This window comes from Marinomonas profundi (assembly GCF_020694005.1).
Lineage (GTDB): Bacteria > Pseudomonadota > Gammaproteobacteria > Pseudomonadales > Marinomonadaceae > Marinomonas > Marinomonas profundi.
On sequence record NZ_CP073013.1, the window covers coordinates 2,227,628 to 2,250,395 of the forward strand.

The 22,768-nt window shown below is 45.5% G+C and carries 21 protein-coding genes; 9 read left to right on the forward strand and 12 right to left on the reverse strand.

Annotation, left to right across the window (positions count from 1 at the left end):
* Positions 1–7: 7 nt before the first annotated feature.
* The 6 genes from J8N69_RS10430 to J8N69_RS10455 all read left to right on the forward strand — a co-directional run bounded on the left by J8N69_RS10430 (position 8) and on the right by J8N69_RS10455 (position 6,715).
* Positions 8–1,219, forward strand: coding sequence for a divergent polysaccharide deacetylase family protein (locus J8N69_RS10430; RefSeq protein WP_227803870.1), 1,212 nt, complete (start codon positions 8–10; stop codon positions 1,217–1,219).
* Between the two features lie 508 nt (positions 1,220–1,727).
* Positions 1,728–2,840, forward strand: a complete 1,113-nt coding sequence (locus tag J8N69_RS10435) for a branched-chain amino acid ABC transporter substrate-binding protein (protein WP_168824392.1) — start codon at positions 1,728–1,730, stop codon at positions 2,838–2,840.
* 103 nt (positions 2,841–2,943) lie between these two features.
* Positions 2,944–3,855, forward strand: a complete 912-nt coding sequence (locus tag J8N69_RS10440; RefSeq protein WP_168824394.1) for an ABC transporter permease subunit — start codon at positions 2,944–2,946, stop codon at positions 3,853–3,855.
* Positions 3,856–5,127 carry a high-affinity branched-chain amino acid ABC transporter permease LivM gene (gene livM / locus J8N69_RS10445; RefSeq protein ID WP_168824396.1) on the forward strand — a complete coding sequence of 424 codons (1,272 nt, stop codon included), beginning with the start codon at positions 3,856–3,858 and terminating at the stop codon, positions 5,125–5,127.
* Entirely contained in the window at positions 5,124–6,005 is an 882-nt protein-coding gene (locus J8N69_RS10450) for an ABC transporter ATP-binding protein (RefSeq protein ID WP_168824398.1), read from the forward strand. The genes livM and J8N69_RS10450 overlap by 4 nt, the downstream gene beginning before the upstream one ends.
* Positions 6,002–6,715 (forward strand): ABC transporter ATP-binding protein, encoded by a 714-nt coding sequence (locus J8N69_RS10455; protein ID WP_168824399.1) that lies wholly within the window; start codon positions 6,002–6,004, stop codon positions 6,713–6,715. Before J8N69_RS10450 ends, J8N69_RS10455 begins: the two co-directional genes overlap by 4 nt.
* 163 nt (positions 6,716–6,878) lie before the next feature.
* On the opposite strand, the gene J8N69_RS10460 is transcribed toward J8N69_RS10455, so the two are convergent.
* The 5 genes from J8N69_RS10460 to glnA all read right to left on the reverse strand — a co-directional run bounded on the left by J8N69_RS10460 (position 6,879) and on the right by glnA (position 12,398).
* Positions 6,879–7,436 carry an L-threonylcarbamoyladenylate synthase gene (locus J8N69_RS10460; RefSeq protein ID WP_168824401.1) on the reverse strand — a complete coding sequence of 186 codons (558 nt, stop codon included), beginning with the start codon at positions 7,434–7,436 and terminating at the stop codon, positions 6,879–6,881.
* A 209-nt stretch (positions 7,437–7,645) separates the two neighbouring features.
* Positions 7,646–8,026, reverse strand: coding sequence for a DUF3461 family protein (locus J8N69_RS10465; protein WP_168824403.1), 381 nt, complete (start codon positions 8,024–8,026; stop codon positions 7,646–7,648).
* A 151-nt stretch (positions 8,027–8,177) separates the two neighbouring features.
* On the reverse strand, positions 8,178–9,611 hold the full coding sequence (gene ntrC, locus J8N69_RS10470; protein ID WP_168824405.1) for a nitrogen regulation protein NR(I): 1,434 nt from the start codon (positions 9,609–9,611) through the stop codon (positions 8,178–8,180).
* Positions 9,608–10,693, reverse strand: a complete 1,086-nt coding sequence (glnL, locus tag J8N69_RS10475) for a nitrogen regulation protein NR(II) (protein ID WP_168824407.1) — start codon at positions 10,691–10,693, stop codon at positions 9,608–9,610. Before glnL ends, ntrC begins: the two co-directional genes overlap by 4 nt.
* A 298-nt stretch (positions 10,694–10,991) precedes the next feature.
* Positions 10,992–12,398 carry a glutamate--ammonia ligase gene (gene glnA, locus J8N69_RS10480; protein ID WP_168824409.1) on the reverse strand — a complete coding sequence of 469 codons (1,407 nt, stop codon included), beginning with the start codon at positions 12,396–12,398 and terminating at the stop codon, positions 10,992–10,994.
* A gap of 332 nt (positions 12,399–12,730) precedes the next feature.
* Between glnA and thiI the strand changes: the two genes are divergently transcribed.
* The 3 genes from thiI to dtd all read left to right on the forward strand — a co-directional run bounded on the left by thiI (position 12,731) and on the right by dtd (position 16,847).
* The gene (thiI, locus tag J8N69_RS10485) at positions 12,731–14,182 is read left to right on the forward strand and encodes a tRNA uracil 4-sulfurtransferase ThiI (protein WP_168824411.1); all 1,452 of its coding nucleotides are present in this window, start codon (positions 12,731–12,733) and stop codon (positions 14,180–14,182) included.
* Between the two features lie 255 nt (positions 14,183–14,437).
* Entirely contained in the window at positions 14,438–16,258 is a 1,821-nt protein-coding gene (typA, locus tag J8N69_RS10490) for a translational GTPase TypA (protein ID WP_168824413.1), read from the forward strand.
* A gap of 154 nt (positions 16,259–16,412) precedes the next feature.
* Positions 16,413–16,847 (forward strand): D-aminoacyl-tRNA deacylase, encoded by a 435-nt coding sequence (gene dtd, locus J8N69_RS10495; protein WP_168824415.1) that lies wholly within the window; start codon positions 16,413–16,415, stop codon positions 16,845–16,847.
* Here the strand turns inward: dtd and tatC are convergent.
* The 7 genes from tatC to J8N69_RS10530 all read right to left on the reverse strand — a co-directional run bounded on the left by tatC (position 16,844) and on the right by J8N69_RS10530 (position 22,766).
* Positions 16,844–17,587: a twin-arginine translocase subunit TatC gene (gene tatC / locus J8N69_RS10500; protein WP_168824417.1), complete on the reverse strand. Its 744-nt coding sequence runs from the start codon at positions 17,585–17,587 to the stop codon at positions 16,844–16,846. The genes dtd and tatC overlap by 4 nt on opposite strands.
* A 43-nt stretch (positions 17,588–17,630) precedes the next feature.
* Positions 17,631–18,098 carry a Sec-independent protein translocase protein TatB gene (tatB, locus tag J8N69_RS10505; protein ID WP_168824419.1) on the reverse strand — a complete coding sequence of 156 codons (468 nt, stop codon included), beginning with the start codon at positions 18,096–18,098 and terminating at the stop codon, positions 17,631–17,633.
* Between the two features lie 3 nt (positions 18,099–18,101).
* Positions 18,102–18,320 carry a Sec-independent protein translocase subunit TatA gene (gene tatA / locus J8N69_RS10510; protein WP_168824421.1) on the reverse strand — a complete coding sequence of 73 codons (219 nt, stop codon included), beginning with the start codon at positions 18,318–18,320 and terminating at the stop codon, positions 18,102–18,104.
* 16 nt (positions 18,321–18,336) lie between these two features.
* Positions 18,337–18,669, reverse strand: coding sequence for a phosphoribosyl-ATP diphosphatase (locus J8N69_RS10515; protein WP_168824423.1), 333 nt, complete (start codon positions 18,667–18,669; stop codon positions 18,337–18,339).
* A gap of 16 nt (positions 18,670–18,685) precedes the next feature.
* Positions 18,686–20,329, reverse strand: a complete 1,644-nt coding sequence (ubiB, locus tag J8N69_RS10520; RefSeq protein WP_168824425.1) for a ubiquinone biosynthesis regulatory protein kinase UbiB — start codon at positions 20,327–20,329, stop codon at positions 18,686–18,688.
* 2 nt (positions 20,330–20,331) lie between these two features.
* Positions 20,332–21,087, reverse strand: a complete 756-nt coding sequence (gene ubiE, locus J8N69_RS10525; protein ID WP_168824427.1) for a bifunctional demethylmenaquinone methyltransferase/2-methoxy-6-polyprenyl-1,4-benzoquinol methylase UbiE — start codon at positions 21,085–21,087, stop codon at positions 20,332–20,334.
* Between the two features lie 152 nt (positions 21,088–21,239).
* A complete protein-coding gene (locus J8N69_RS10530) occupies positions 21,240–22,766 on the reverse strand; it encodes a GGDEF domain-containing protein (protein WP_168824428.1) in 1,527 nt (508 codons plus the stop codon).
* Positions 22,767–22,768: the final 2 nt, after the last annotated feature.

Here is a 22,768-nt window from a genome sequence, read left to right on the forward strand (position 1 = left end):
AGCTCCTTTGTTTGATTTTAAGTTTGATATTGAGTTTGAGTTTAAGAAAATGTATGTCGCTGTGTTGTTTTTGTTCGCCTTGTCTGGGGGCGCAAAGGCGGCAGAGGATACGGTTGATCGGCCAGACGATAATGGGCTGAATAGTCGTAATGTGATTGAGCCTAACAATACTAGTGAGCCTGACAGTATTGATGAGCCTAATAATGGCCGCGATGAGCCAGAGAAAGAGCAAACGGCCATGGCAGAAAGTGCCGCCACGCAAGACGACTCGAGGGTGTTGCCTGAGTCTTTAGGGCCGGTGGTCGTCAATGAGACGAAAGACTTGGTAGAGCAAGCAACGAGTCTTCGTGAACCTAATGACCTTTTCCCCGTCTTGCCTAGCCAGAACATACTGGAAACGACAGCACCTTGGACACCGTCGATTGTGCCGTTTTTAGAGGCTCCTGTTCTGCATGAGTCGGATTTGTTTACCCCTCCAGAACTCGACAACCAGCCGAATAAACGCATCACGCCAGCCAAAATATTAGCGGTTGATGTGCATCCTAAATTGCCGCAAATTGCCATTTTGATTGATGATCTTGGTTATAATCGACAGGGTATGAAATCGTCTTTGTTGTTGCCAGCAGAGGTTGCGCTGGCGATTTTGCCGGGCACGCCTTTTGCGTTACAAACGGCGTTAGCGTCGCAAAAGCAACAACGCATCACCTTGCTGCACGCGCCGATGGAAAATCTACGTGAACTAAAGCTTGGCCCAGGTGGCTTGTATGCTCGTATGTCTGAGACGGAACTGAAAGACACCCTAACCCGAGAGATTGAAAGCTTGCCGGGTATACAAGGCGTAAATAATCACATGGGGAGTTTATTAACGGCCAAAGCGGACTCGATGAGATGGGTGATGGAAACCTTGCAAGGGCGGTCGTTATTTTTTATTGATAGTTTAACCAGCGCTAAAAGCGTGGCAAAGAAAACGGCGCAAGAATACGGTTTGCCAACCGTCAGTCGTGATGTCTTTTTGGATAATATTCGCACCGAGCAAGCGATTGATCGACAATTTTCTCGCTTATTGACGCTAGCTAGGCGCCATGGCAGTGCGCTGGCGATTGGTCATCCTTATCCTGAAACGACCGCTTACCTTAAAAAACGCCTCGCTGCGTTAGAGCGTGATGGTGTTCGTCTCGTGCCGCTTTCTGAGGTATTGCTACCATCGGATGAAAAATAAACCGTACTACATCATAAATTACCGTTAACCAGACTTTTTTGATAAAAAATCGGACTTTTTGTTAGTTTTTATTTTCTCTTTTGTATTAGATTATTAAGGCGTGTCGATTTTGTATCGGCGCCTTGTTCCTGTTTATGGTTCCTATTGCTGCTTCCTAGTGAGTTTTCTCACCCTTTTTATCACAGGCTATTTTTAGCCTTGTCATCTTGTCGCGTCATGCTCATTTTTCTCAAGTGAAAAAAACTGATTAAGTCAGAAAAAAAAGTATTAAATGTCGTTCCTTTTGATTTTTTGAGAATTTTATTTCACATATTTGTATTATTTGTGCGCACTACTATTGACCAAAGTTTGGTCAGCTATTACTGTGTTAGTCCATTACAGTGCACATTTTTTGAATAGTTACTGTAAAAGGTTCCATATTTACTGCCTTTTTAAGGGTTGAATTATTGGAACGCTTCTTGCTTTTGAATAATAACGATAAAACACAAAACGAGTAGAGGCTTTTCTTATGTCAAATGCGGTTGTTAGAAAAACATTAATTTCTCTTGCTGTGGCGGGTGCGGTGACACTGGCTCAAGCGGATGTGGTCATCGGTGTTGCGGGTCCTCATACTGGGGCTTATGCAGCATTCGGAGAGCAATTGTGGAAAGGGGCGGAAAAAGCCGCTCAAGATATTAACGCTGCGGGAGGCGTTAATGGTGAAATGATTAAGTTGGTGAAAGCAGACGATGCTTGTGAACCGAAGCAAGCGGTGTCTGTGGCGAACCGTTTGGTTGACTCAGATGGTGCGTTGGCGGTCATTGGTCACTTTTGTTCTTCATCCTCCATGCCTGCTTCTCGAATCTACGATGAAGCTGGCGTATTGATGGTGACGCCCGCGTCAACCGCGCCGTTGCTGACCGATAATGGCTTGCCAGGGGTTTTCCGTGTATGTGGTCGTGATGACCAGCAAGGCGATGTGGCGGCAAGTTATATTGTTGATAAATTAGGTGCTAAACGAGTCGCTATTATTCATGATAAAGACACCTATGGTAAGGGTCTTGCCGACGCGATGAAAACGACTCTTAATGCTTACGGCGTGAAAGAAGTCATGTACGAAGGTTTGACGCGTGGTGAAAAAGACTTTAACTCGCTGATTACGAAAATTCGTTCTGTCGATGCGGATGTGGTGTATTTTGGCGGCCTTCACTCTGAAGCCGGTCCATTGGTGCGCCAGTTGCGCGAGCAAGGTTCGAAAGCTATTTTCATGTCAGGTGACGGCATTGTATCAGATGAATTTGTTGCTGTTTCGGGCTCTCCTGAATATGTAGATGGCGTATTGATGACCTTTGGTGCGCCACCAACCTCTTATCCTTCCGGTAAACAAATCATTCAAGAATTCCGCGATAGTGGTTACGAGCCAGAAGGCTACACCTTGTACTCTTATACCGCGATGCAAGTTGCTGTAGCGGCGTTGGCGAACAATAATCTTGATCCAATAAAAGGCGCGGAGTGGTTGAAATCGAACTCTGTTGACACTGTTATGGGCGTCAAAGATTTTGATGAAAAAGGCGACTTAACCGTGTCAGATTACGTTATGTATGAGTGGGATGCTCAAGGTAAATATCATCAAATAAACTAATATCCATAGCGTTTACATTTCAGTAATAACCGACACACGCTTACCTGCCAAGGAGGGTGGATAAGCGTGCTACTTATTTAAAAAATTCCCACGAGGTCTCACGATGGATATCGTTCTCCAGCAGCTGGTAAACGGTCTTACCCTTGGTTCTGTTTATGGACTCATTGCGATCGGTTACACCATGGTGTATGGCATTATTGGCATGATTAACTTCGCCCATGGCGATGTTTACATGGTGTCAGCTTATATCACCGCTATTGCACTTGCTCTTCTCACATTTTTCGGTATCGAATCTTTCCCCATTATTATTGTTGGTACATTGTTCCTTACGGTGGCCGTAACGGGGGCTTACGGATGGGTGATTGAGCGTATTGCATATCGCCCACTGCGCAGCTCTAGTCGTTTATCGGTATTGATTTCTGCCATTGGTATGTCACTGATTTTGCAAAACTACGTACAGCTTAGCCAGGGCGCGAATCAGCAAGGTGTGCCAACACTATTGACTGGCGCCATTCGTTTTTCAGTCGGCGATGGCTTCGTACAAATTACCTATATGAAATTGCTTATTTTGTTTGTTTCTATTTTAGGCATGGGTGTACTGACCTATGTGATTCATAAAACAAAACTGGGTCGCATGTGTCGTGCGACGCAACAAGACAGAAAAATGGCGTCTATTTTAGGCATAGATACGGACAAGGTTATCTCAACGGTGTTTGTTATTGGTGCTGTCATGGCGGCATTAGCGGGTGTCTTGGTGACACTAGATTACGGCGCATTTGATTTCTATGTTGGTTTCATTATTGGCATCAAGGCCTTTACGGCGGCGGTGCTGGGTGGAATAGGCTCTTTACCCGGTGCCATGCTGGGTGGGCTGATTCTTGGCTTGTCCGAGGCGTTGTTTGCTGGGTTGATTAGTTCTGATTACAAAGATGTGTTCTCGTTTTCTTTGTTAGTTCTCATTTTGGTTATTCGCCCAAGTGGCCTTCTCGGCAAACCTGAAGTGGAGAAAGTATAAATGAGCCAAGCTGTAGGAATAAATTTTAAGAAAAGTGGTATTGATGCACTGATTGCTGGTTTTCTGGCATTAATTCTGTTTGGTCCGATTGTTGGTGTCGTTCTGGACAGTTATAGCTTTAATGCCGAGTTTGACCGAGTGGCCTGGATGGTGCTGATTGTCGTTGTGGGGCGTTTTGTCATCTCCAGCTTTTTTCAGACCGAAAAAGGCATCGCCATGGCGTTTCGTTACGCCAACAGTGACGAAGGGGCAACCGTGTTGCCGCCAGGGCATAAGTCAAAAATGATATGGATTATTCCATTGGTGATTGTGGTTGGCTTATTGGTGCCATTTATTGCCTCAAAATACGTTTTGACTGTGGTGATTCTAGGTCTGATATACGTGTTGCTTGGGCTGGGTCTGAACATTGTTGTGGGACTAGCGGGATTGCTTGATCTTGGCTTTGTAGGCTTTTATGCGATTGGTGCTTATGGGTTGGCGCTTGGCTATGAAAATCTAGGCTTGGGCTTTTGGTCTATGTTGCCCATAGCGGCAGTGATGGCGGCGATGGCTGGGGCGATACTGGGTTTTCCGGTGCTGCGGATGCACGGTGACTATTTGGCGATTGTTACCTTAGGCTTTGGGGAAATTATTCGTTTAGTGCTTACCAACTGGGCGTCTTTTACGCACGGACCAAATGGGGTTGCGGCGCCATTGCCGACGTTTTTTGGCTTGGAGTTTAAACGTCGATCCAGTGAAGGCACTTTTCATGAGTTTTTCAATTTGCCCTATGATTCTGCCTATAAATACATGTTTATCTACATTGTGTTGTTTGCGGTTGTTTGGGCGGTACTTTTCATTAAGCACCGGTTAGTAAAAATGCCCATAGGTCGTGCATGGGAGGCGCTTCGTGAAGACGAAATTGCGTGTCGTTCGCTAGGTTTAAACCACGTACTAGTGAAGTTGTCGGCGTTTATGTTGGGGGCGTCTACTGGTGGTTTAGCGGGGGTGTTTTTTGCCACTTACCAAGGCTTCGTTAACCCTTCGTCCTTTACTTTTTTTGAGTCGGCTTTGATTCTGGCTATTGTCGTTCTGGGGGGAATGGGCTCGACATTAGGGGTGGTGATTGCCGCCTTCTGTTTGACCGTATTACCGGAAATGTTGAGGGAGTTTGCAGAGTACCGCGTGTTGATGTTTGGTATTTTGATGGTGGTGATGATGGTTTGGAAACCTCGAGGTATTGTTCGTGTCACACGAACGGGTTTTGCGACGAAAAAAGGGGTGGTTAAATGAGCCAAGAAAATATTTTAGCGGTTGAAAACTTGGTGATGCACTTTGGTGGTATTAAGGCGCTTAATGACGTCACTTTTGACATTAAACGTGGCTCTGTATCGGCCTTAATAGGGCCAAACGGCGCAGGTAAAACCACGGTATTTAACTGTCTAACCGGTTTTTATAAGGCCACGGGTGGGAAGGTTGTGTTGTCTGCTGGCGGTAAACAGACCAGCATTATTAAAGTCTTGGGTGAGCCGTTCCAAGTGACGGACTTTTTCTCGCCAGTCGCTTTCTTTTCCCGTCTTAAATACAAGATGTTTGGTGGTTCGCACTTAGTCAACCGCGCGGGCTTGTCGAGAACTTTCCAAAACATTCGTTTATTTAAAGAAATGTCTGTGGTGGAAAACTTGTTGGTGGCTCAGCACATGCGTGTCAACCGCAGTTTGATTGCGGGAATTTTAAACACCAAAGGCTATCGAAAGTCAGAAGAAGAGGCGCTTGAGCGGGCTTTTTACTGGTTGGGTGTGGTTGATCTAGTGGGGTCGGCTAACCGTTTAGCAGGGGAGCTTTCCTATGGTCAGCAGCGCCGTTTAGAGATTGCGCGCGCCATGTGTACTAATCCGGAAATCGTCTGTTTGGATGAGCCAGCCGCGGGTTTGAACCCTTCCGAAACCGAAGCCTTGACTAAGATGATTCGCGTATTGCGTGATGAGCACAATGCAACGGTTCTACTTATAGAGCACGACATGGGCATGGTAATGGATATTTCTGATTACATCGTTGTTTTAGATCATGGAGAAGTCATTGCTAAAGGCGGCCCTGATGATATTAAAAATAATCCTAAGGTGATTGCCGCGTATCTTGGTGCTGAAGAAGGTGAAGAGGTGACACTATGACGACTTTGATGCAGTTTAAAGAGGTCGATGTGCATTACGGCCCGATTCAAGCGCTAAAAAAAGTCTCCTTGAGTATTGATGAAGGTGAAATCGTCACCTTGATCGGCGCGAATGGTGCGGGTAAATCAACACTTTTGATGTCTATTTTTGGTCAGCCACGCATTTCTTCTGGTGAGATCATTTACCGTGGTGAGGACATTTCACAGAAATCGGCGCATTATGTGGCGTCACATGGATTGGCTCAATCGCCAGAAGGGCGACGTATATTTCCCCGCATGTCGGTAGAGGAAAACTTGCTGATGGGGACCATTCCGATTGGTATGGATCACGCTGAAGAAGACATGCAACACATGTTTGAATTGTTTCCCCGCTTGTTAGAGCGCCGTAATCAGCGGGCATCGACCATGTCTGGCGGTGAGCAACAAATGTTGGCGATCGCCCGGGCCTTAATGAGTCGTCCAAAATTGTTGTTGTTGGATGAGCCTAGTTTGGGCTTAGCGCCGATCATCGTGAAGCAAATTTTCCAAATTTTGCGCGATGTGGCGAGTACCGGAATGACCATTTTCTTAGTTGAGCAGAATGCCAATCATGCCCTAAAACTGGCCAACCGTGGCTATGTGATGGTAAATGGTGAGATTCGCATGACTGGAACCGGCGAAGAGTTGTTGGTGAATCCGGAGGTGCGAGAAGCGTATTTGGGTGGTCATTAATGCTTGAGTATTAGCGGATATAATAAAGCCACGCCTGCTGACTGAACGCCGCGCGTGGCTTTTTTATGACTCACAATAAGCGTTATGGTTAACATTAAAGAAAATTTGTGGATAAAAAGGGGGCTTTTGCACAGGTAAAGTAACCATCAGCGCACAGAACACATTAGGCCCTAAATAATTGCTCGGTCAAAATGTCTCTTACTTGAGAGGGTTTTGCTGCCTTGCCAAGTGGCGCATGGAAAATCGCGTCGATCTTATCACCAAAGTAGGCGTTTACTTCTTCTGCGCTCATGGCGGGTTCTAATCCTGCTGGATTGGCCGACGTGGAGACAATCACCCCTTCAAAGGCCGCACACAAGGCTTGCACCGCTTGGTGTTGAGACAAGCGAATGGCCACGCTTTGGTGCTCCCCTCTGACCCAGCTTGGTGTAATTTGCGTATCCGGCACGACCCAAGAGGTTGGTGTTTCTCGTACACTGATAAGGCGCTGAGCAGCGTGAGCATCTAGGGTTTTGCGCCAAGGTGTGAGTTGATCCTGTGCGCCCGCAATGAGAATTAGCCCTTTTGATTCAGCTCGAGACTTTAGTGCCAAAATACGCCTTACGGCCGATTCGTTAAAAGGATCGCAACCCAAGCCCCAAACCGCTTCGGTTGGATAAGCAATAACGCCGCCTTGGCGAATAATGTTAGCAAGCTCTATTGCAGAAGTAATAAGGTGCATATATTCAGACTCAAACGACCATAGGGAAAATAAAACGCAAGAATTGTAGCGGGATTTTTGAAGTGGGGCCAGTGGGATTTTTATCGATGGCGGTATGAGATTTTATAGACAAATCAGCGGTATTCTTTTCTTTTGTTAGAGCTCAGTGCAACTCTTAGCCCATAGAAAAGAATACCAGCTTTACCTTGAACATCGACGGTTCGAAAAGGTTATTCCATTGCTTCGATTTTGATTCTGATTTCGTTGATTTTGCTGGTGACGACTTTTTCTAAGTGCTCAAGTTCCTTGATCAAATCGTCTTTGCTGGCCTTGCTTTCTTGTTGCTTACCGACAATTTTTTCAAGTTCTTCCATGGCGCGCAAGACGATCAATGAAGGCTCTTGAACTTGTCGATAGGTTTGCTGGCCGCCGTCGGCAAGAACGGTTTTTGTCGAACGACCAAATTTGAATTTTTTACTTTTCGGTAGCAAAGAGCCTTTTTCACGACGGTAATAAATTTTTAATACGTCGTGGCCGCCTTCGTAACGCAAAGTGAATTTTTCAATGTCCTGTATGCTGGTGATACCCATGGACTGAAGTGTTGGATACATAACCGTTTTCCCGCTTATTAGTCATCAATTAGTTGTCTTTAATTAGTAGGGGATTGTGCGAGTAAAAGCAAGCCAAAAATATCAAAAACTGAGAGAGAGGCGGGCAAATAGCCGTAAATTTGTCCGCCTCTCTAGCGCTTATCAAAACCGATCAATCCTCATCTTGCTCTGCGTGATCAATGTTCAGCTCTTTGATTTTTCGCGTTAAGGTGTTGCGTCCCCAACCTAATAACAAGGAGGCATCACGACGACGTCCACCCGTATGAGCAAGCGCGGTTTCGATCATGATGCGCTCAAATTTTGGCACGGCTTGATCAAGAATGCCTTTTTGCCCTGTTGCTAGGGTGCTGTCTACCCAATTTTTTAGGGCTTCTTCCCACGAGGCAAAAGGTTGTTCATGGGGAACGGCGGCGAGCAATTCCGGCGGTAAATCTTCGACTAAGACTTCTCGTCCTGATGCCATAACGATCAGCCAGCGACAGGTGTTTTCCAGCTGTCGTACGTTACCTGGCCAGTCAAGCTGGGTGAGGTAGTTTTCTGTTTCTTTGGTGAGTAACTTAGGCTCAACAGCGAGTTCGTCAGCGGCGCGGCTTAAGAAATGACGCGCGAGTTTTGGAATGTCTTCGCGACGTTCTGCCAGCTTAGGTAGGTGAATACGGATAACGTTGAGGCGGTGAAATAAGTCTTCGCGAAATGACCCTTTTTGTACTAGGTTTTCTAGATTTTGGTGCGTGGCGGCAATGATGCGCACATCGACTTTAACGGGGGTGTGGCCGCCAACACGATAGAATTCACCATCTGCCAATACACGTAATAGGCGAGTCTGTGTTTCAGCGGGCATGTCGCCGATTTCATCGAGAAAAAGCGTGCCGCCATTGGCTTGTTCGAAACGCCCACGACGCTGAGTATTGGCTCCTGTGAAGGCGCCTTTTTCATGACCAAACAATTCAGACTCAATTAAGTCATGGGGAATAGCGGCCATGTTTAAAGCGATAAAGGGGTTGGCGGTGCGCGGGCTGTGAGTGTGTAATGCTTGCGCAACCAGTTCCTTGCCTGTGCCTGACTCGCCATTGATTAATACGGTAATGTTTGAATTAGCGAGTCGACCGATGGCACGAAAAACTTCCTGCATGGCTGGGGCTTCGCCGATGATTTCTTTATCGACTTGTGGCTCGGCCTCGATTTCCATGTCGTCTGTACTGGGTCTGGCGTTGCGGTGGTGCAACATGGCGCGTTTCACCAGACTCACGGCTTCTTCTACATCGAACGGCTTGGGTAAGTATTCGAAAGCACCCCCCTGATAAGACGCGACGGCGCTTTCAAGGTCGGAATGCGCTGTCATGATAATGACCGGTAAATAGGGATGATCTTTTTGCAGTTTTTCGAGTAGTTTTAAGCCATCCATGCCAGGCATGCGAATATCACTGATAATGGCGCTAGGTTGCTCTTTATCAATTAAATTGACGAGATTTTCCGCGGAATCAAACAGGCGACATTGAATCCCTTCTTGTTCGAGTGTTTTCTCGAGTACCCAGCGAATAGAGCGATCGTCGTCAACAATCCATACGGTTTCTTCTGCTGTCATGAGTGTTTCTCCTGATATTGGACTGTCGTCTCAATGGGAATTAATAGGTTAAATTCGGTTTTTTTCGGATAGCTGTTGCATTCAATAATGCCGTGATGCTGATGAACCACAGACTGGGCAATCGATAGTCCTAATCCCGTGCCATCGGCTCGACCACTGACCATGGGGTAAAATAGCGTTTTTAAAATGCTGTCAGGAATGCCGGGGCCATTGTCAATGATGCTGATCTTGCAGACTAAGCGATGTCGCTTTGAGCCAATCGTAAATTGTCGCAGCGTTCTGGTGATCATGTGGATACTTTTGTGGTGATTACTGTCATCTTCCAAGAGTGCTTGCATGGCGTTTCTAGTGATGTTTAACAACGCTTGTATAAGCTGCGATTCATCGCCAATTAAGTCTGGGATGCTGGGGTCGTAATCCCTGATGAGTTCAATTTGGTTATCGGTTTCGACGGAAATAAGCTGTCTGACGCGTTCAATCACTTTGTGAATGTTGAGTGCTTTGTTTTTAGGCAGTTGTCTTGGTCCTAATAAACGATCAACCAAATCACGTAAGCGATCAGACTCTTCAATAATAACTTGTGTGTAGTCGTTTAATGCTTCGTCAGTAAAGGCGCGACTAATGAGCTGTGCTGCGCCACGAATGCCACCAAGTGGGTTTTTTATTTCATGGGCAAGACCGCGAACTAATTCTTTGCTGGTTTCGTGATTGGCAATGAGCTCGTCTTCTTGCGAAATGCGTTTCATCCTGTCGCGTGGGTACAGCTCTATGATTAAGCTTTCTGTTTCATTTGATGTGCCCATGATGGGGGTGACCGTGTAATCACAAAAGAGCTTTTTGTTGTTGCTGCACTCTATTTCCGCTTCCCGTTTGGTAAAAGGGTGACCCGATTTAATCGCGGCGTAGAGGGCTTGAATACTGTCTTCACTTTCGCGAAAGACGGTCTCTAACTCGCTGCCATAAATACGCCGACGACTCACCGCCAGCAACATTTCTGCGGCAGGGTTTAAATATTCGATTTCAAGCTTGTCATTCAGTTGAACGACGGCGGTAGATAAATGGTCGATTAATAAGCTATACACAGTATGCGCCTCGTCTTTGCTTCGCTCGTAACATCGTGCAAAGGCCTTTTATTGTTGCTTTATCTCTTGTCGTGTCTTTAATCAGTTGCAAAAAACGAACCAACATTGGGCAGCCTGAAATGGCGTGTTTTCTCAGCTTTTGGTGTAAAGACAAAATCTATTTGCACTATTATAGTGCATCTATTTGTTCGTGCTTCTTTTTGAGTAAAACGCGTGCTGCAAAAAAAACCCCGACCTAGGTCGAGGTTTTTACTTCGCTAACCGATTTGGTTAGCGAGCGGCCTAAAAACAATAAAGCTTATAGGCTGTAGTAAAGTTCAAACTCAAGTGGGTGAGTGGTCATGGAGACACGACGCGCTTCAGCCGTTTTTAGCTTGATGTAAGCGTTGATCATGTCATCAGAGAACACGCCGCCTTGAGTCAAGAAACCACGGTCTTCGTCTAGGCACTTAAGGGCTTCTTCCAAGCTGCTAGCAACGGTAGGAATGGCCAAACCTTCTTCTGGAGGAAGGTCGTACAAATCTTTATCAGCGGCATCGCCTGGGTGAATCTTGTTTTTGATGCCGTCGATACCTGCCATCAACATCGCAGAGAATGCTAGGTATGGGTTAGCGGTTGGATCTGGGAAGCGAGCTTCAATACGTTTGCCTTTAGGGCTTGCAACGTATGGAATACGGATAGAAGCAGAGCGGTTGCGAGCTGAGTATGCCAGCATAACCGGAGCTTCGAAATGCGGTACAAGACGCTTGTAAGAGTTAGTTGACGCGTTAGTGAACGCATTCAATGCTTTAGCGTGCTTAATGATACCGCCGATGTAGTAAAGTGCCATTTCAGATAAGCCAGCGTATTGGTCACCTGCGAATTGGTTTTCGCCGTTTTTCCAGAAAGACTGGTGAACGTGCATACCAGAACCGTTGTCGCCAACGATGGGTTTCGGCATAAAGGTGGCTGTTTTGCCGTAAGCGTGCGCTACGTTGTGTACGCAGTACTTAAGAATTTGAACTTCATCTGCTTTCTTAACCAGTGTGTTGAACTTAACACCGATTTCGTTTTGTCCAGCAGTGGCGACTTCGTGGTGATGAACTTCAATAACTAAGCCCATTGTTTCCATTGCGCCACACATAGCGCCACGAAGGTCATGGTGAGAGTCGACTGGTGGGACTGGGAAATAACCGCCTTTTACGAAAGGACGGTGGCCCATGTTGCCGCCAGCGATTTTTTTGTTAGAAGACCAAGCGGCTTCTTCTGAGTTGATCTCAACAGAACAACCTGACATGTCTGTTTTCCAGCGAACATCGTCAAAAATGAAGAATTCTGGCTCTGGACCAAAGAAAGCCGTGTCGCCAAGACCCGTTGATTTTAGGAACTCTTCTGCACGAAGCGCCACAGAGCGTGGGTCACGGTCATAGCCTTGCATAGTAGAAGGTTCGATAATGTTACAACGAACAATAATAGTCGCTTCTTCAGTGAAAGGATCAATGATTGCGGTATCATCTTGCGGCATCATGATCATGTCGGATTCGTTGATGCCTTTCCAGCCTTCGATTGATGAACCATCAAACATTTGACCGTTTTCAAAAAACTCTTCATCTACGGTTTTAGCAGGAACAGATACGTGTTGTTCTTTACCTTTAAAGTCGGTAAAGCGAAGGTCAACCCACTTCGCGTCATGCTCAGCAATCAAGGCAAGGGTCTTGTTTGACATAGTTGTTCTCCAGTCGTCGTTAAAGCGAAATTAATTTTTCGTTTATGGGGGTGCTTCACTATAAAACACCATTTGGCTAAAGATAAAGCACAACTTATGCCAGAATGTTGTGCGAAGATATAAATCCTTATATAACAAAGACATATCTTTTTCATTTTAAAAAATGCACTTAATAATGGCTAGGACGAGCTAAATAAAATGCAATAATGGTCTATTTTGGTGCGTAAATTGTCTTTCTGTATCATATTGGTGCAAATTTAATGTTTTTGTATCGATAGCCTTTTCTTTATACTAAGCGCCTTTTTTAATATTCGGTATAAATTGCACTCCCTATGAAATTTATTGTTAAGTTTTTTGCAGAAATCACCATTAAAAGCCGCCCAGTCAGAAAAGCCTTTATTAAGCAACTTAGACACAATGTGAAGCTGGTGCTCAAAAAGCACGATGCTGATGTTATGGTGTCGGGCAATTGGGATTTTATTGAAGTGTTTTCGGAGCGGGACGAATTACGTGAAGATTTCATTGAGGCGCTGTCTCATATTGCGGGAATTGCGCATTTTCAGTATGTCCGTGAATTTCCCTTTGTTGACCTTGATGGCATTGTTGATCAGGCGATTGTTTCTTATGGCGATGCGCTCAAGGGCGCTGTTTTTGCTGTACGAGTGAAACGAGTGGGTCAGCATGACTTTACATCGGTTGATGCTGAGCGGCATATTGGTGGTTGCCTGAAGGCGCGTTGTGACGCACTGGCGGTGCGTTTAAAGAACCCTGACGTGTTGGTGCCAATCGATATTCGTGATGACAGAGTGTGGATGATAGAGCAATGGGTGGAAGGCCTTGGGGGATACCCGCTTGGCTCACAAGATCCGGTGTTATCATTGATGTCTGGAGGTTATGACTCAACGGTGAGTTCTTATTTGACCATGAGCCGTGGTTTAAAAACGCACTTTTGCTTTTTTAATCTAGGCGGTGACGCCCATGAAATCGGCGTTAAACAGGTGTCTAATTTTCTTTGGGAAAAATACGGCTCGGCCCTCAATGTCAAATTTATCACGGTGCCATTTGAAGCGGTTGTCGGTGAGATTTTAACGAAAGTGGACAATGCTGAAATGGGCGTGATCCTCAAGCGCATGATGTTGCGAGCGGCGTCGCAATTGATGGCAGAGGTTGGTGCGAAAGCCTTGGTAACAGGAGAAAGCGTGGCGCAGGTTTCTAGCCAAACGCTGATGAACCTGAAGGTGATTGATCAAGTGACTGAAGAATTAGTGTTGCGGCCTCTTATTACCACAAATAAACAGGTGATTATTGATAAGGCGATTGAAATTGGTACGGCACCGTTTGCGGCTAGCATGCCGGAATTTTGTGGTGTGATTTCCGTAAAACCCACCACGCGAGCAAAACTGCACCGGGTGGAAAAGCAAGAAGCTAATTTTGATTTTGACGTTTTAGAAAAAGCTGTCGCAAATGCCTCGGTTCAGTCTATTCAAAATGTTATGGACGATGTCGCGAAACAGTATCAAGGCGAAGTGCCGATTGTTCGAATGCCAGTAGGTGATGAAATTATCATTGATATCCGTCATCCAGATGAGGCCAGCCATCGCCCTTTAAAAGTCAGTGGTCGACCGGTGAAGGTTATCCCTTTCTTTGCGTTAGAGTCGAACTGGTCTGAACTGGACTCGGCTACCACGCATCTATTGTATTGCGGCAAAGGTGTCATGAGCCGCATGCATGCTTCTTATTTATTGGGCAAAGGCCACACCAATGTCGGTGTGTATTTGCCCTAAAGAGACGCTGAAAACAACGATAGCATTTTTGCCATGTTGGGATGTTATCGTTGCGATCTACTATTAATATGCAGTGTTGCCTTTTTTATATTTTTGTGGGATTTTTTTCTCACTTTAATGGGATATTGATTAATATCAGGTTACAATTGCGCCAATTTTACCCCGCACCAAGATTCTAGACGCTTGAAGAGCTTAATCCGCCCATATCAAGCGGTGGCATATCTTTTTGCTCACGCTAAATGCAGAGAACTATAAATGTCTAATGATATCAGTAAGTTACGTAACGTGGCCATCATTGCTCACGTTGACCATGGTAAAACAACGTTGGTTGACCAGCTATTAAGCCAGTCAGGCACGCTAGATCGTAAAGATCTTGGTTCAGAGCGAATCATGGATTCAAACGACCAAGAAAAAGAGCGTGGCATCACCATTTTGGCGAAAAATACGTCAATTATGTGGAACGATTACCGTATTAATATCGTAGATACACCTGGACACGCTGACTTCGGTGGTGAAGTTGAGCGCGTATTGTCTATGGTTGACTCTGTATTGTTGTTGGTTGACGCGGTAGATGGCCCAATGCCACAAACGCGTTTTGTAACCTCTAAAGCATTCGAACGTGGTCTTCGTCCTATTGTTGTTATCAACAAAATTGACCGTCCTGGTGCGCGTCCTGATTGGGTTATGGATCAAGTATTTGATTTGTTCGATAGCCTTGGAGCAACAGAAGAACAATTAGATTTCCCGGTTATTTACGCATCCGCTATTAATGGTATTTCTGGTAACGATCCAGAAAAAATGGCAGAAGACATGACGCCACTTTACCAGATGATCGTAGACAGTGTTCCTGTGCCTGACGTTGATCCAGAAGGCATGTTCCAAATGCAGGTTTCTGCATTGGACTATGATGCTTACGTTGGCGTTATTGGTATCGGTCGTATTACTCGTGGTAGCTTGTCGCCAAACCAGCAAGTTGTTATCAAGTCTGCTGATGGTAAAGAGCGTAAAGGTAAAGTCCTTAATGTTAAGGGTTACCACGGTCTAGCACGTGTCGATACAACTAAAGCGTCTGCTGGTGATATCGTTTGTATTAATGGTATCGATGGTCTAAGTATTTCTGACACGCTATGTAACCCAGAGTGTGTTGAAGCGCTTCCTGCATTGTCTGTAGATGAGCCAACCGTAAGCATGACCTTCATGGTTAACGATTCTCCATTTGCGGGTAAAGAAGGTAAATATATTACCACTCGTAATATCGCAGACCGTCTTGATCGAGAGCTTATCCACAACGTAGCATTGCGTGTTAAGCAAGGCGAAACGCCTGATAAATTCATCGTATCAGGCCGTGGTGAGCTTCATCTTTCTGTATTGATTGAAAGCATGCGTCGTGAAGGCTTCGAGATGGGTGTTTCTCGTCCTGAAGTGGTTCAAAAAATTGTTGATGGAAAAGTTCAAGAACCCTTTGAGCTAGTGGTTATCGACGTTGAAGAACAGCATCAAGGTTCCATCATGGAAGAGCTTGGCTTGCGTAAGGCTGAGTTAACTAACATGGAACCAGACGGTAAAGGCCGTGTTCGTCTTGAGTTCATGACGCCTTCGCGTGGTTTGATCGGTTTCCGTGGTTTGTTCCTAACGCTAACGTCTGGTTCTGGTATCATGACCAGCGTATTTGACCATTACGGCCCAGTAAAAGAAGGGGATGTTGGTAGTCGCCAGAACGGTGTATTGGTCAGTATGGTGACAGGCAAAACAGCAGCTTTTGCTTTGTTCAATTTGCAAAGCCGTGGTCGTTTATTCTTGGGTCACGCGGTGGAAGTGTACGAAGGTCAGGTCATCGGTCTTCACTCACGCGATAATGACTTAACGGTTAACCCAGTTAAAGGTAAGCAGTTAACGAACATGCGTGCCTCTGGTACCGATGAAGCCTTGACGTTGACGCCACCGATTCGTCATACCCTTGAGCAGGCGCTTGAGTTTATCGAAGATGATGAGTTGGTAGAGGTAACACCAGAAAGTATTCGTGTTCGTAAAAAGCTATTAACTGAAAACGAGCGTAAACGCGCTGGTCGTAAGTAAGTACAAGCGATTCTTTTAATAAAAGAGCAGCAGCAAATGAACTCATGCAAATGAGTTCGTGAGCGACAGAAGCGCCTTCGGGCGCTTTTGTTTTTTCTGGGGTTGGCTAAAGTCATGACTCTGATTTACGTTAAGCAAATAGTGTGAGGGTAAAATGAAAGTGTTGGTGCAGCGTGCGTTAAACGCTTCGGTTGTGGTGGATGGTGAAACCATTGGGGCCATTGATCACGGTCAGTTGGTGTTAGTTGGTATCGAAAAAGGCGATACAGAAGTCGATACGCAGCGGTTGGCTGACAAGCTATTGAAGTACCGTATGTTTGGTGATGAAGATGGCAAGATGAACCTGAATGTTCAGCAAGTTAGCGGTGGTGTTTTGTTGGTGTCGCAATTTACCTTGGCGGCGGAAACCAAAAAAGGGCTGCGCCCTGGCTTTTCGACGGCCGCGATTCCAGCAGAAGGCGAGCGTTTATTTAATGCGTTTGTTGATCAAGTTCGTGCGCAATATGGCAATGTTGAGGTTGGACGTTTTGGCGCTGACATGAAGGTGTCCTTTATAAACGATGGGCCTGTTACTTTTATGTTGGATTAAGCGTCAGAGTTTTCGACTACTACTTTTACCGTGCGCCCAGCCAGCAGTCCTAACTCAAACAGTAACCACATTGGGATGGCTAATAAAGTTTGAGAAAAAATATCAGGAGGTGTGATCAGCATTCCCACCACAAAACAGCCTAAGAAAATATAAGGGCGCTTTTTGGATAATGCGGCCACAGTGGTTACTCCAGCCTTGATAAGCAGATACGTTGCTATAGGGATTTCGAATGTCACGCCAAAAGCAAAAAACAATTTTAATACAAAGTTTAAATAATTGTTTATATCCGTCATAACCGTTACTTCGCCAGGCCCTACGGTCGTAAAAAAGCCAAAAATAAGCGGTAAAACCACGTAATAAGCAAACAAAACGCCGGCATAAAAGAGAAAAATACTCGACACCAGTAACGGGATGGCAATTTGCTTTTCATTTTTATACAGTGCGGGGGCAATAAAGGACCAAGCCTGAAACAGGGTATAGGGAACCGATAATAATACCGCAACAAAAAAAGTTAGCTTGAGAGGTGCTAAAAAGGGAGAAGCCACTTCTGTGGCAATTAACGAGCTGCCAGCGGGTAATAACAGGCGTAATGGTTCAGACACAATGAGATATAAATCATTCGCAAAGGCATACAAGCCAACAAACAAGATTAATATAGCGAGAACCGATTTCAGTAAGCGGTTTCTGAGCTCAATAAGGTGAGCGACTAGTGGCGCTTGGTTGGAAGAGTCTGTCGTCATAATACGTCACATGTCCGCGTCTAATGTGTGAAAGTAAGCTCGACTAGGCACGAGAAATGGCGTCAGGCGTTTTGTCTTTATTGTCTGTTGCTTGGGCTTGGGGTGAGTTAGCAATCAAGTCTGCGTCTAGCGTTTCATTTGGCTCTGTGTTTTGCGGTGATTCAGCCACTGCTGAAGATTGTTCTGTCACCGCTGAAGATTGTTCTGCCACTGCTGAAGGCTCTGGTTGGGCCGAAACTTTTATTTCATTCTTTTCAGCAACGGGCAGAATCGTGTTTTGAATAGAGCGCTCTTCTTTTAGAAGGCGTTGGTTGGTTTCCTGTATTTTTTGTTGCAGCTCTTCTTGGTCCAGTTGAGCATTGATCTCTCTTTGAACTGAGTTGATGCTGCGTTTGATTTTGCGCACCCATAAGCCCGCCATTTTTGCTGCGTGAGGCAGGCGTTCTGGGCCAAGGATGAGTAGCCCCACGACGAAAACAACCAGAAGTTCAGAAAAGCCGATATCGAACACAGTTTAGGCGCTCTTATCGTCTTTTTTGGCATCAGCATCAATGACTTTATGCTGGGCTGTTTTTTCATCTTCTGTTTTGTCGTCTTTATCAACCGCTTCTTTAAAGCCTTTTACGGCCCCGCCTAAATCAGACCCTAGGTTCTTGAGCTTTTTGGTGCCGAAAATAAGTATTAAAATTGCTAATACTATCAGTAGTTGCCAAATGCTAATTCCACCAAACATATGTTTCTCCTATTCTTTATTCGCTACGGCTGGCTTTTTCGTCTAAGCCAGACAGATTAAATCGACGAGCCAGTTCATCCAGTATAGCATCTGGACCAATGTCTAGATGAGATAGCATGACAAGCGTGTGAAACCAAAGGTCGGCTGTTTCATAAATCAAATCAGACTTATCGCCAGAAAGAGCCGCATCTTTTGCGGCGATAATGGTTTCTATACTTTCTTCGCCTACTTTTTCGAGTATTTTATTCAGCCCTTTAGCGTGTAAACTGGCCACATAAGAAGAATCGGCAGTGGCTATTTTTCGTTGTTCTAGGGTGGCGGCTAGTTCAGCCAAAATATCGTTTTTCATTATAGTCTCTCGAATGTTACGGTTTTAAGACGAGCAGGTAAAAGCCTACCAGAAACAAGCCTAAGCTGCTTATGTCAGTGGCTTTTAGCTGTTCAAACGACACCGGATCAGTGATGAACCAAGCGGCCCCTAAGCTTAATAGGCCCAGCAGGCGAAAGGGCACGTTGCTACGATTCTTTTGTAACTCTTTGCTGAGTTGGTGGATCGCATCGGTCTGTGCTTGCATGCGCTCTTCTTGATGAGACAGTTGAGACAAAGTCGTAAAGACCAAGTTGGGGATTTGCGGCAGCTGTCCCGCCCATTGTGGTGCTTGTTTACGGACTTCCTCTATGACGCGCTTTGGCCCCATTTGTTCGCGCATCCACTTTTCTAGGAAGGGTTTGGCGGTTACCCACAGGTCTAAATCTGGGTACAGTTGACGGCCTAAGCCCTCTATATTGAGTAATGTTTTTTCTAGTAAAACCAATTGAGGTTGTACTTCCATATTGAAGCGCCGTGCAGTTTGGAATAGGCCGATTAATACTTGCCCAAAAGAAATATCTTTCAATGGTTTGGCAAACATAGGCTCGCAAACGCTGCGAATGGCTGATTCAAAGGCGTGTACGGGGGTGCCTTTTGGTACCCAACCACTTTCTACGTGGAGTTCTGCTACTAAGCGATAATCGCGTTGAAAAAATGCCAATAAGTTGCGCGCTAAATAGCTTTTATCGGCATCGTCTAAACTGCCCATGATGGCGCAATCAATCGCAATGTATTTGGGTTTCTTAGGGTTGCTCGCATCGACGAAAATGTTGCCAGGGTGCATGTCGGCGTGAAAAAAGCTGTGAGAAAAAACTTGGGTAAAAAAGATTTCTACGCCCCGTTCTGCCAAGCATTTCATGTCTACATTGGCCTTGTTTAGTGCGCTGATATCGGCCACCGGAATGCCTGAGATACGCTCCATCACCATGACGTTGCGGTGGCTATAATCCCAATGGATCTGTGGGACATAGAGTAAATCGGAAGGGGTGAAGTTACGCTGCAATAAACCGGTGTTCGCGGCTTCTTTGGCAAGATCTAATTCATCAAGAATGGTGTATTCATAATCGGTTACGACTTCCACTGGCCTTAAGCGTCGACCATCGGCGCTCATATTGGCGACAAGGTACGCTAGGGTATAAAGCAAGTTAATGTCTTTGCGAATGGTTTTTTCGATATTAGGGCGAATGACTTTGATAACCACTTTTTCGCCAGAGTGGAGTGTTGCGGTGTGAACTTGAGCAATCGACGCTGAGGCCAGCGGAGAGGCTGAAAACTCGGCAAACAGTTCTGACACTGGCGCTTTCAAATCCCTTTCGATAATGGCTTGGGCGATGTGTCCAGGGAAGGCGGGGACTTTGTCCTGCAATTTTGCCAATTCATCAGCAATATCATCGTCGAGTAAATCTCGGCGAGTCGATAAAATTTGGCCGAATTTGACAAAAATAGGGCCAAGAGACTCTAGGGCGAGCCGTAAGCGCTCACCTTTGTTCTGTTGCGCGCGTTTACGTCCAATTAAGCAAATAGGGCCAAGGGTATAACGGATGTACCAAGGGAGAAACTCGAAAGGTATAAACGCATCAAGACGAAAGCGAACAACAGTAAAAGCAATACGCAACAAACGAAAAGTACTGGTTAACATGGTTAGAATTTAAATCCTTTATGCAGTGCCACAATTCCGCCCGTTAAATTTTGGTAACTGGTGCGTTCAAACCCCACTTCCTCCATCATGCCCTTCAGCGTTTCTTGATCTGGGTGCATGCGAATCGACTCAGCAAGATAGCGATAGCTGTCGGCATCATTGGCAATCAATTTGCCGATGGTGGGCAGTAAGCGGAAGGAGTATTGGTCGTAGACTTGGGACAGTAGCTCGGACTCTGGTTTAGAGAATTCTAATACTAACAAGCGGCCACCAGGTTTTAATACGCGGTACATAGAGGCTAATGCTTTGGATTTATCGGTCACATTGCGTAAGCCAAATGCGATGGTGATGCAGTCAAACGTATCGTCAGGAAAAGGTAGGGCTTCGGCGTTAGCCTGAACGAATTTAACGTTTCCAACAATGCCTTGGTTGGCTAATTTGTCACGGCCAACTTTCAGCATGGAGTCATTGATGTCAGCGAGAATGACTTGCCCTTGGCTACCGACAAGGCGAGAAAACTTCACGGTCAAATCGCCTGTGCCGCCCGCAATATCAAGTACGCAGTTGCCTGCGCGTACGCCAGATTGGCTAATGGTATGGCGCTTCCATAGACGATGAATCCCACCAGACATTAGGTCGTTCATAATGTCGTATTTTGCGGCGACAGAGTGAAAAACCTGCGCGACTGCTTTTACTTTTTCCTCCGTGGGGATTTCTTTAAAACCAAAATCGGTGATTTTTTTCTGATCGTCTTGCATAAACTACTTCATCCTAGTGGCGACATCGAACGCCATTTTGTTTGTTTGAGCGTGTTTGATTTGAGCGTTGTCCGTAATATCGAGTGTGTTGTCTTCAATGTGAGCGCATATTGTAACCGCGTCAGTAACGTACGGGTACTGCTTTGTTTGAGCTATTTGTGTGCCATCACTTTATTCCTTCCTCCATCTTTGGCCAAATACAGCTGTTTGTCTGCACGGTCAAACAGTGACTCGGGGTCTTCTTGTGGCTGAAGCTCTGCAACGCCGATGGAGACGGAGATTGATACGGGTTCTCCTTGTACGTTAAATGGCGTTTTAGTGACGGCTAAACGTACGTTTTCCGCGCGCTCTATTGCCTTCTCAAGAGTGGTGTCGGGAAACACCATAACAAACTCTTCGCCTCCGTAGCGAAACATAAGGTCTTCTTTGGTTAACATGTTGCGAATTTGTTTTGGTACTAGGCGCAAGACTTTGTCGCCCGCAAGGTGTCCCCAAGTATCGTTTACTTTTTTAAAGTGGTCTATGTCGCAAACGACTAAACAAATGGGCTTATGTGCTTTTTGCATCGCTTTGCAAAGCGGTAAAATAGCATCTTGATAGGCCGTTCTATTAGGTAAATCGGTTAACGAGTCTGTCATTGCCTGGGCTAATTTTTCTTGCAAGAGCGCGCGCAGCGAGGTGGTGTCCTTTTCCATTCGAGTGACCTTGTTTTTAAGCAAGGCAATAGATTGATTGGATTGCTTTTCTTGCTCTTTCATCTGTGAGCGGTATGCCGTCATGGTCGTTGAAATCGTCGATAGCCGTTCATTGATAAGGCTTTTTAGGCTGTTTAATTCACTCGCCTCTTGAACGGCTTTAGAGGTGTCTTTCATCTGCTGTTGCAATTTAGTGTTTAAACCTTCACGACTTTTGGATAAAGACTTTTGTGTTTGGTCGCTATGGGTGATGGACTCATTAATACTAGCAAGTTGCTTATTCAGCTGATTGAGATAGTTGGTCAGGCTTTCTTGATTTTTACCGACGGCAACCATTACTAGGTTAATGGTCTCATCAAGCAAATCAGGAAATTGCTGTAAATTATCATTTTTTGATAACGCTGTTTTTAGATCCGCGATGTCGTTGTCATGGATACTGGGCAGAGACAGATTGTTGAGCAATCCGGCCAGTGTATGGCTGACTTGTATGATGATGTCTTGGGTGTTTTTGATCGCATCGTTTTTTGCGCTACGGTTAAGTAAACGCTTAAAGAAGGAGCTTTTGGCGTGGTCTGTTGCTGGTTGATTAAGGGTGTTTTCGGCCAGCGTGAGAAAGTCTTTTAATAGTAAAGGCCATTGTGAGGGTTGTTGCCAATGTAACCGTATTTTTGCTTCTAGTTGTTTCTTTTCGCTTTGTGGGACTTGTTTGTCGTCTTGTTTTTCTAGTATGTCTATTAGGTCTTGCAGCGTGCTTCTAACCTGCTTCGCACGGCTTAGGTGTGCTTCATCACTTTGAATCAAAAAGGGCTCGGCGTTATTGAGCGCTTTTTGTATTTCTTCGGCATTGGCGCCTTTAGTAATAGTCTGACGAATTTGGCGAACGACGGAGTCCAATTGAGGGTCATTTCCTTCTGCCAGCATGCTGGTTCGAGAAACGGCTTTGCGTAACACTTCAATCAGTTTGTCACTGGATGGTTCCGTCATAT

Bases quoted from the DNA above. Each gene is read 5' to 3' on its own strand.
- tatA (WP_168824421.1), bottom strand. From the start codon at position 18,320: ATGTTTGGTGGAATTAGCATTTGGCAACTACTGATAGTATTAGCAATT.
- J8N69_RS10435 (WP_168824392.1), top strand. From the start codon at position 1,728: ATGTCAAATGCGGTTGTTAGAAAAACATTAATTTCTCTTGCTGTGGCG.
- thiI (WP_168824411.1), top strand. From the start codon at position 12,731: ATGAAATTTATTGTTAAGTTTTTTGCAGAAATCACCATTAAAAGCCGC.
- J8N69_RS10450 (WP_168824398.1), top strand. From the start codon at position 5,124: ATGAGCCAAGAAAATATTTTAGCGGTTGAAAACTTGGTGATGCACTTT.
- J8N69_RS10440 (WP_168824394.1), top strand. From the start codon at position 2,944: ATGGATATCGTTCTCCAGCAGCTGGTAAACGGTCTTACCCTTGGTTCT.
- typA (WP_168824413.1), top strand. From the start codon at position 14,438: ATGTCTAATGATATCAGTAAGTTACGTAACGTGGCCATCATTGCTCAC.
- J8N69_RS10465 (WP_168824403.1), bottom strand. From the start codon at position 8,026: ATGTATCCAACACTTCAGTCCATGGGTATCACCAGCATACAGGACATT.
- J8N69_RS10460 (WP_168824401.1), bottom strand. From the start codon at position 7,436: ATGCACCTTATTACTTCTGCAATAGAGCTTGCTAACATTATTCGCCAA.
- livM (WP_168824396.1), top strand. From the start codon at position 3,856: ATGAGCCAAGCTGTAGGAATAAATTTTAAGAAAAGTGGTATTGATGCA.
- J8N69_RS10530 (WP_168824428.1), bottom strand. From the start codon at position 22,766: ATGACGGAACCATCCAGTGACAAACTGATTGAAGTGTTACGCAAAGCC.
- J8N69_RS10455 (WP_168824399.1), top strand. From the start codon at position 6,002: ATGACGACTTTGATGCAGTTTAAAGAGGTCGATGTGCATTACGGCCCG.
- tatC (WP_168824417.1), bottom strand. From the start codon at position 17,587: ATGACGACAGACTCTTCCAACCAAGCGCCACTAGTCGCTCACCTTATT.
- glnA (WP_168824409.1), bottom strand. From the start codon at position 12,398: ATGTCAAACAAGACCCTTGCCTTGATTGCTGAGCATGACGCGAAGTGG.
- ubiE (WP_168824427.1), bottom strand. From the start codon at position 21,087: ATGCAAGACGATCAGAAAAAAATCACCGATTTTGGTTTTAAAGAAATC.
- J8N69_RS10515 (WP_168824423.1), bottom strand. From the start codon at position 18,669: ATGAAAAACGATATTTTGGCTGAACTAGCCGCCACCCTAGAACAACGA.
- ubiB (WP_168824425.1), bottom strand. From the start codon at position 20,329: ATGTTAACCAGTACTTTTCGTTTGTTGCGTATTGCTTTTACTGTTGTT.
- dtd (WP_168824415.1), top strand. From the start codon at position 16,413: ATGAAAGTGTTGGTGCAGCGTGCGTTAAACGCTTCGGTTGTGGTGGAT.
- ntrC (WP_168824405.1), bottom strand. From the start codon at position 9,611: ATGACAGCAGAAGAAACCGTATGGATTGTTGACGACGATCGCTCTATT.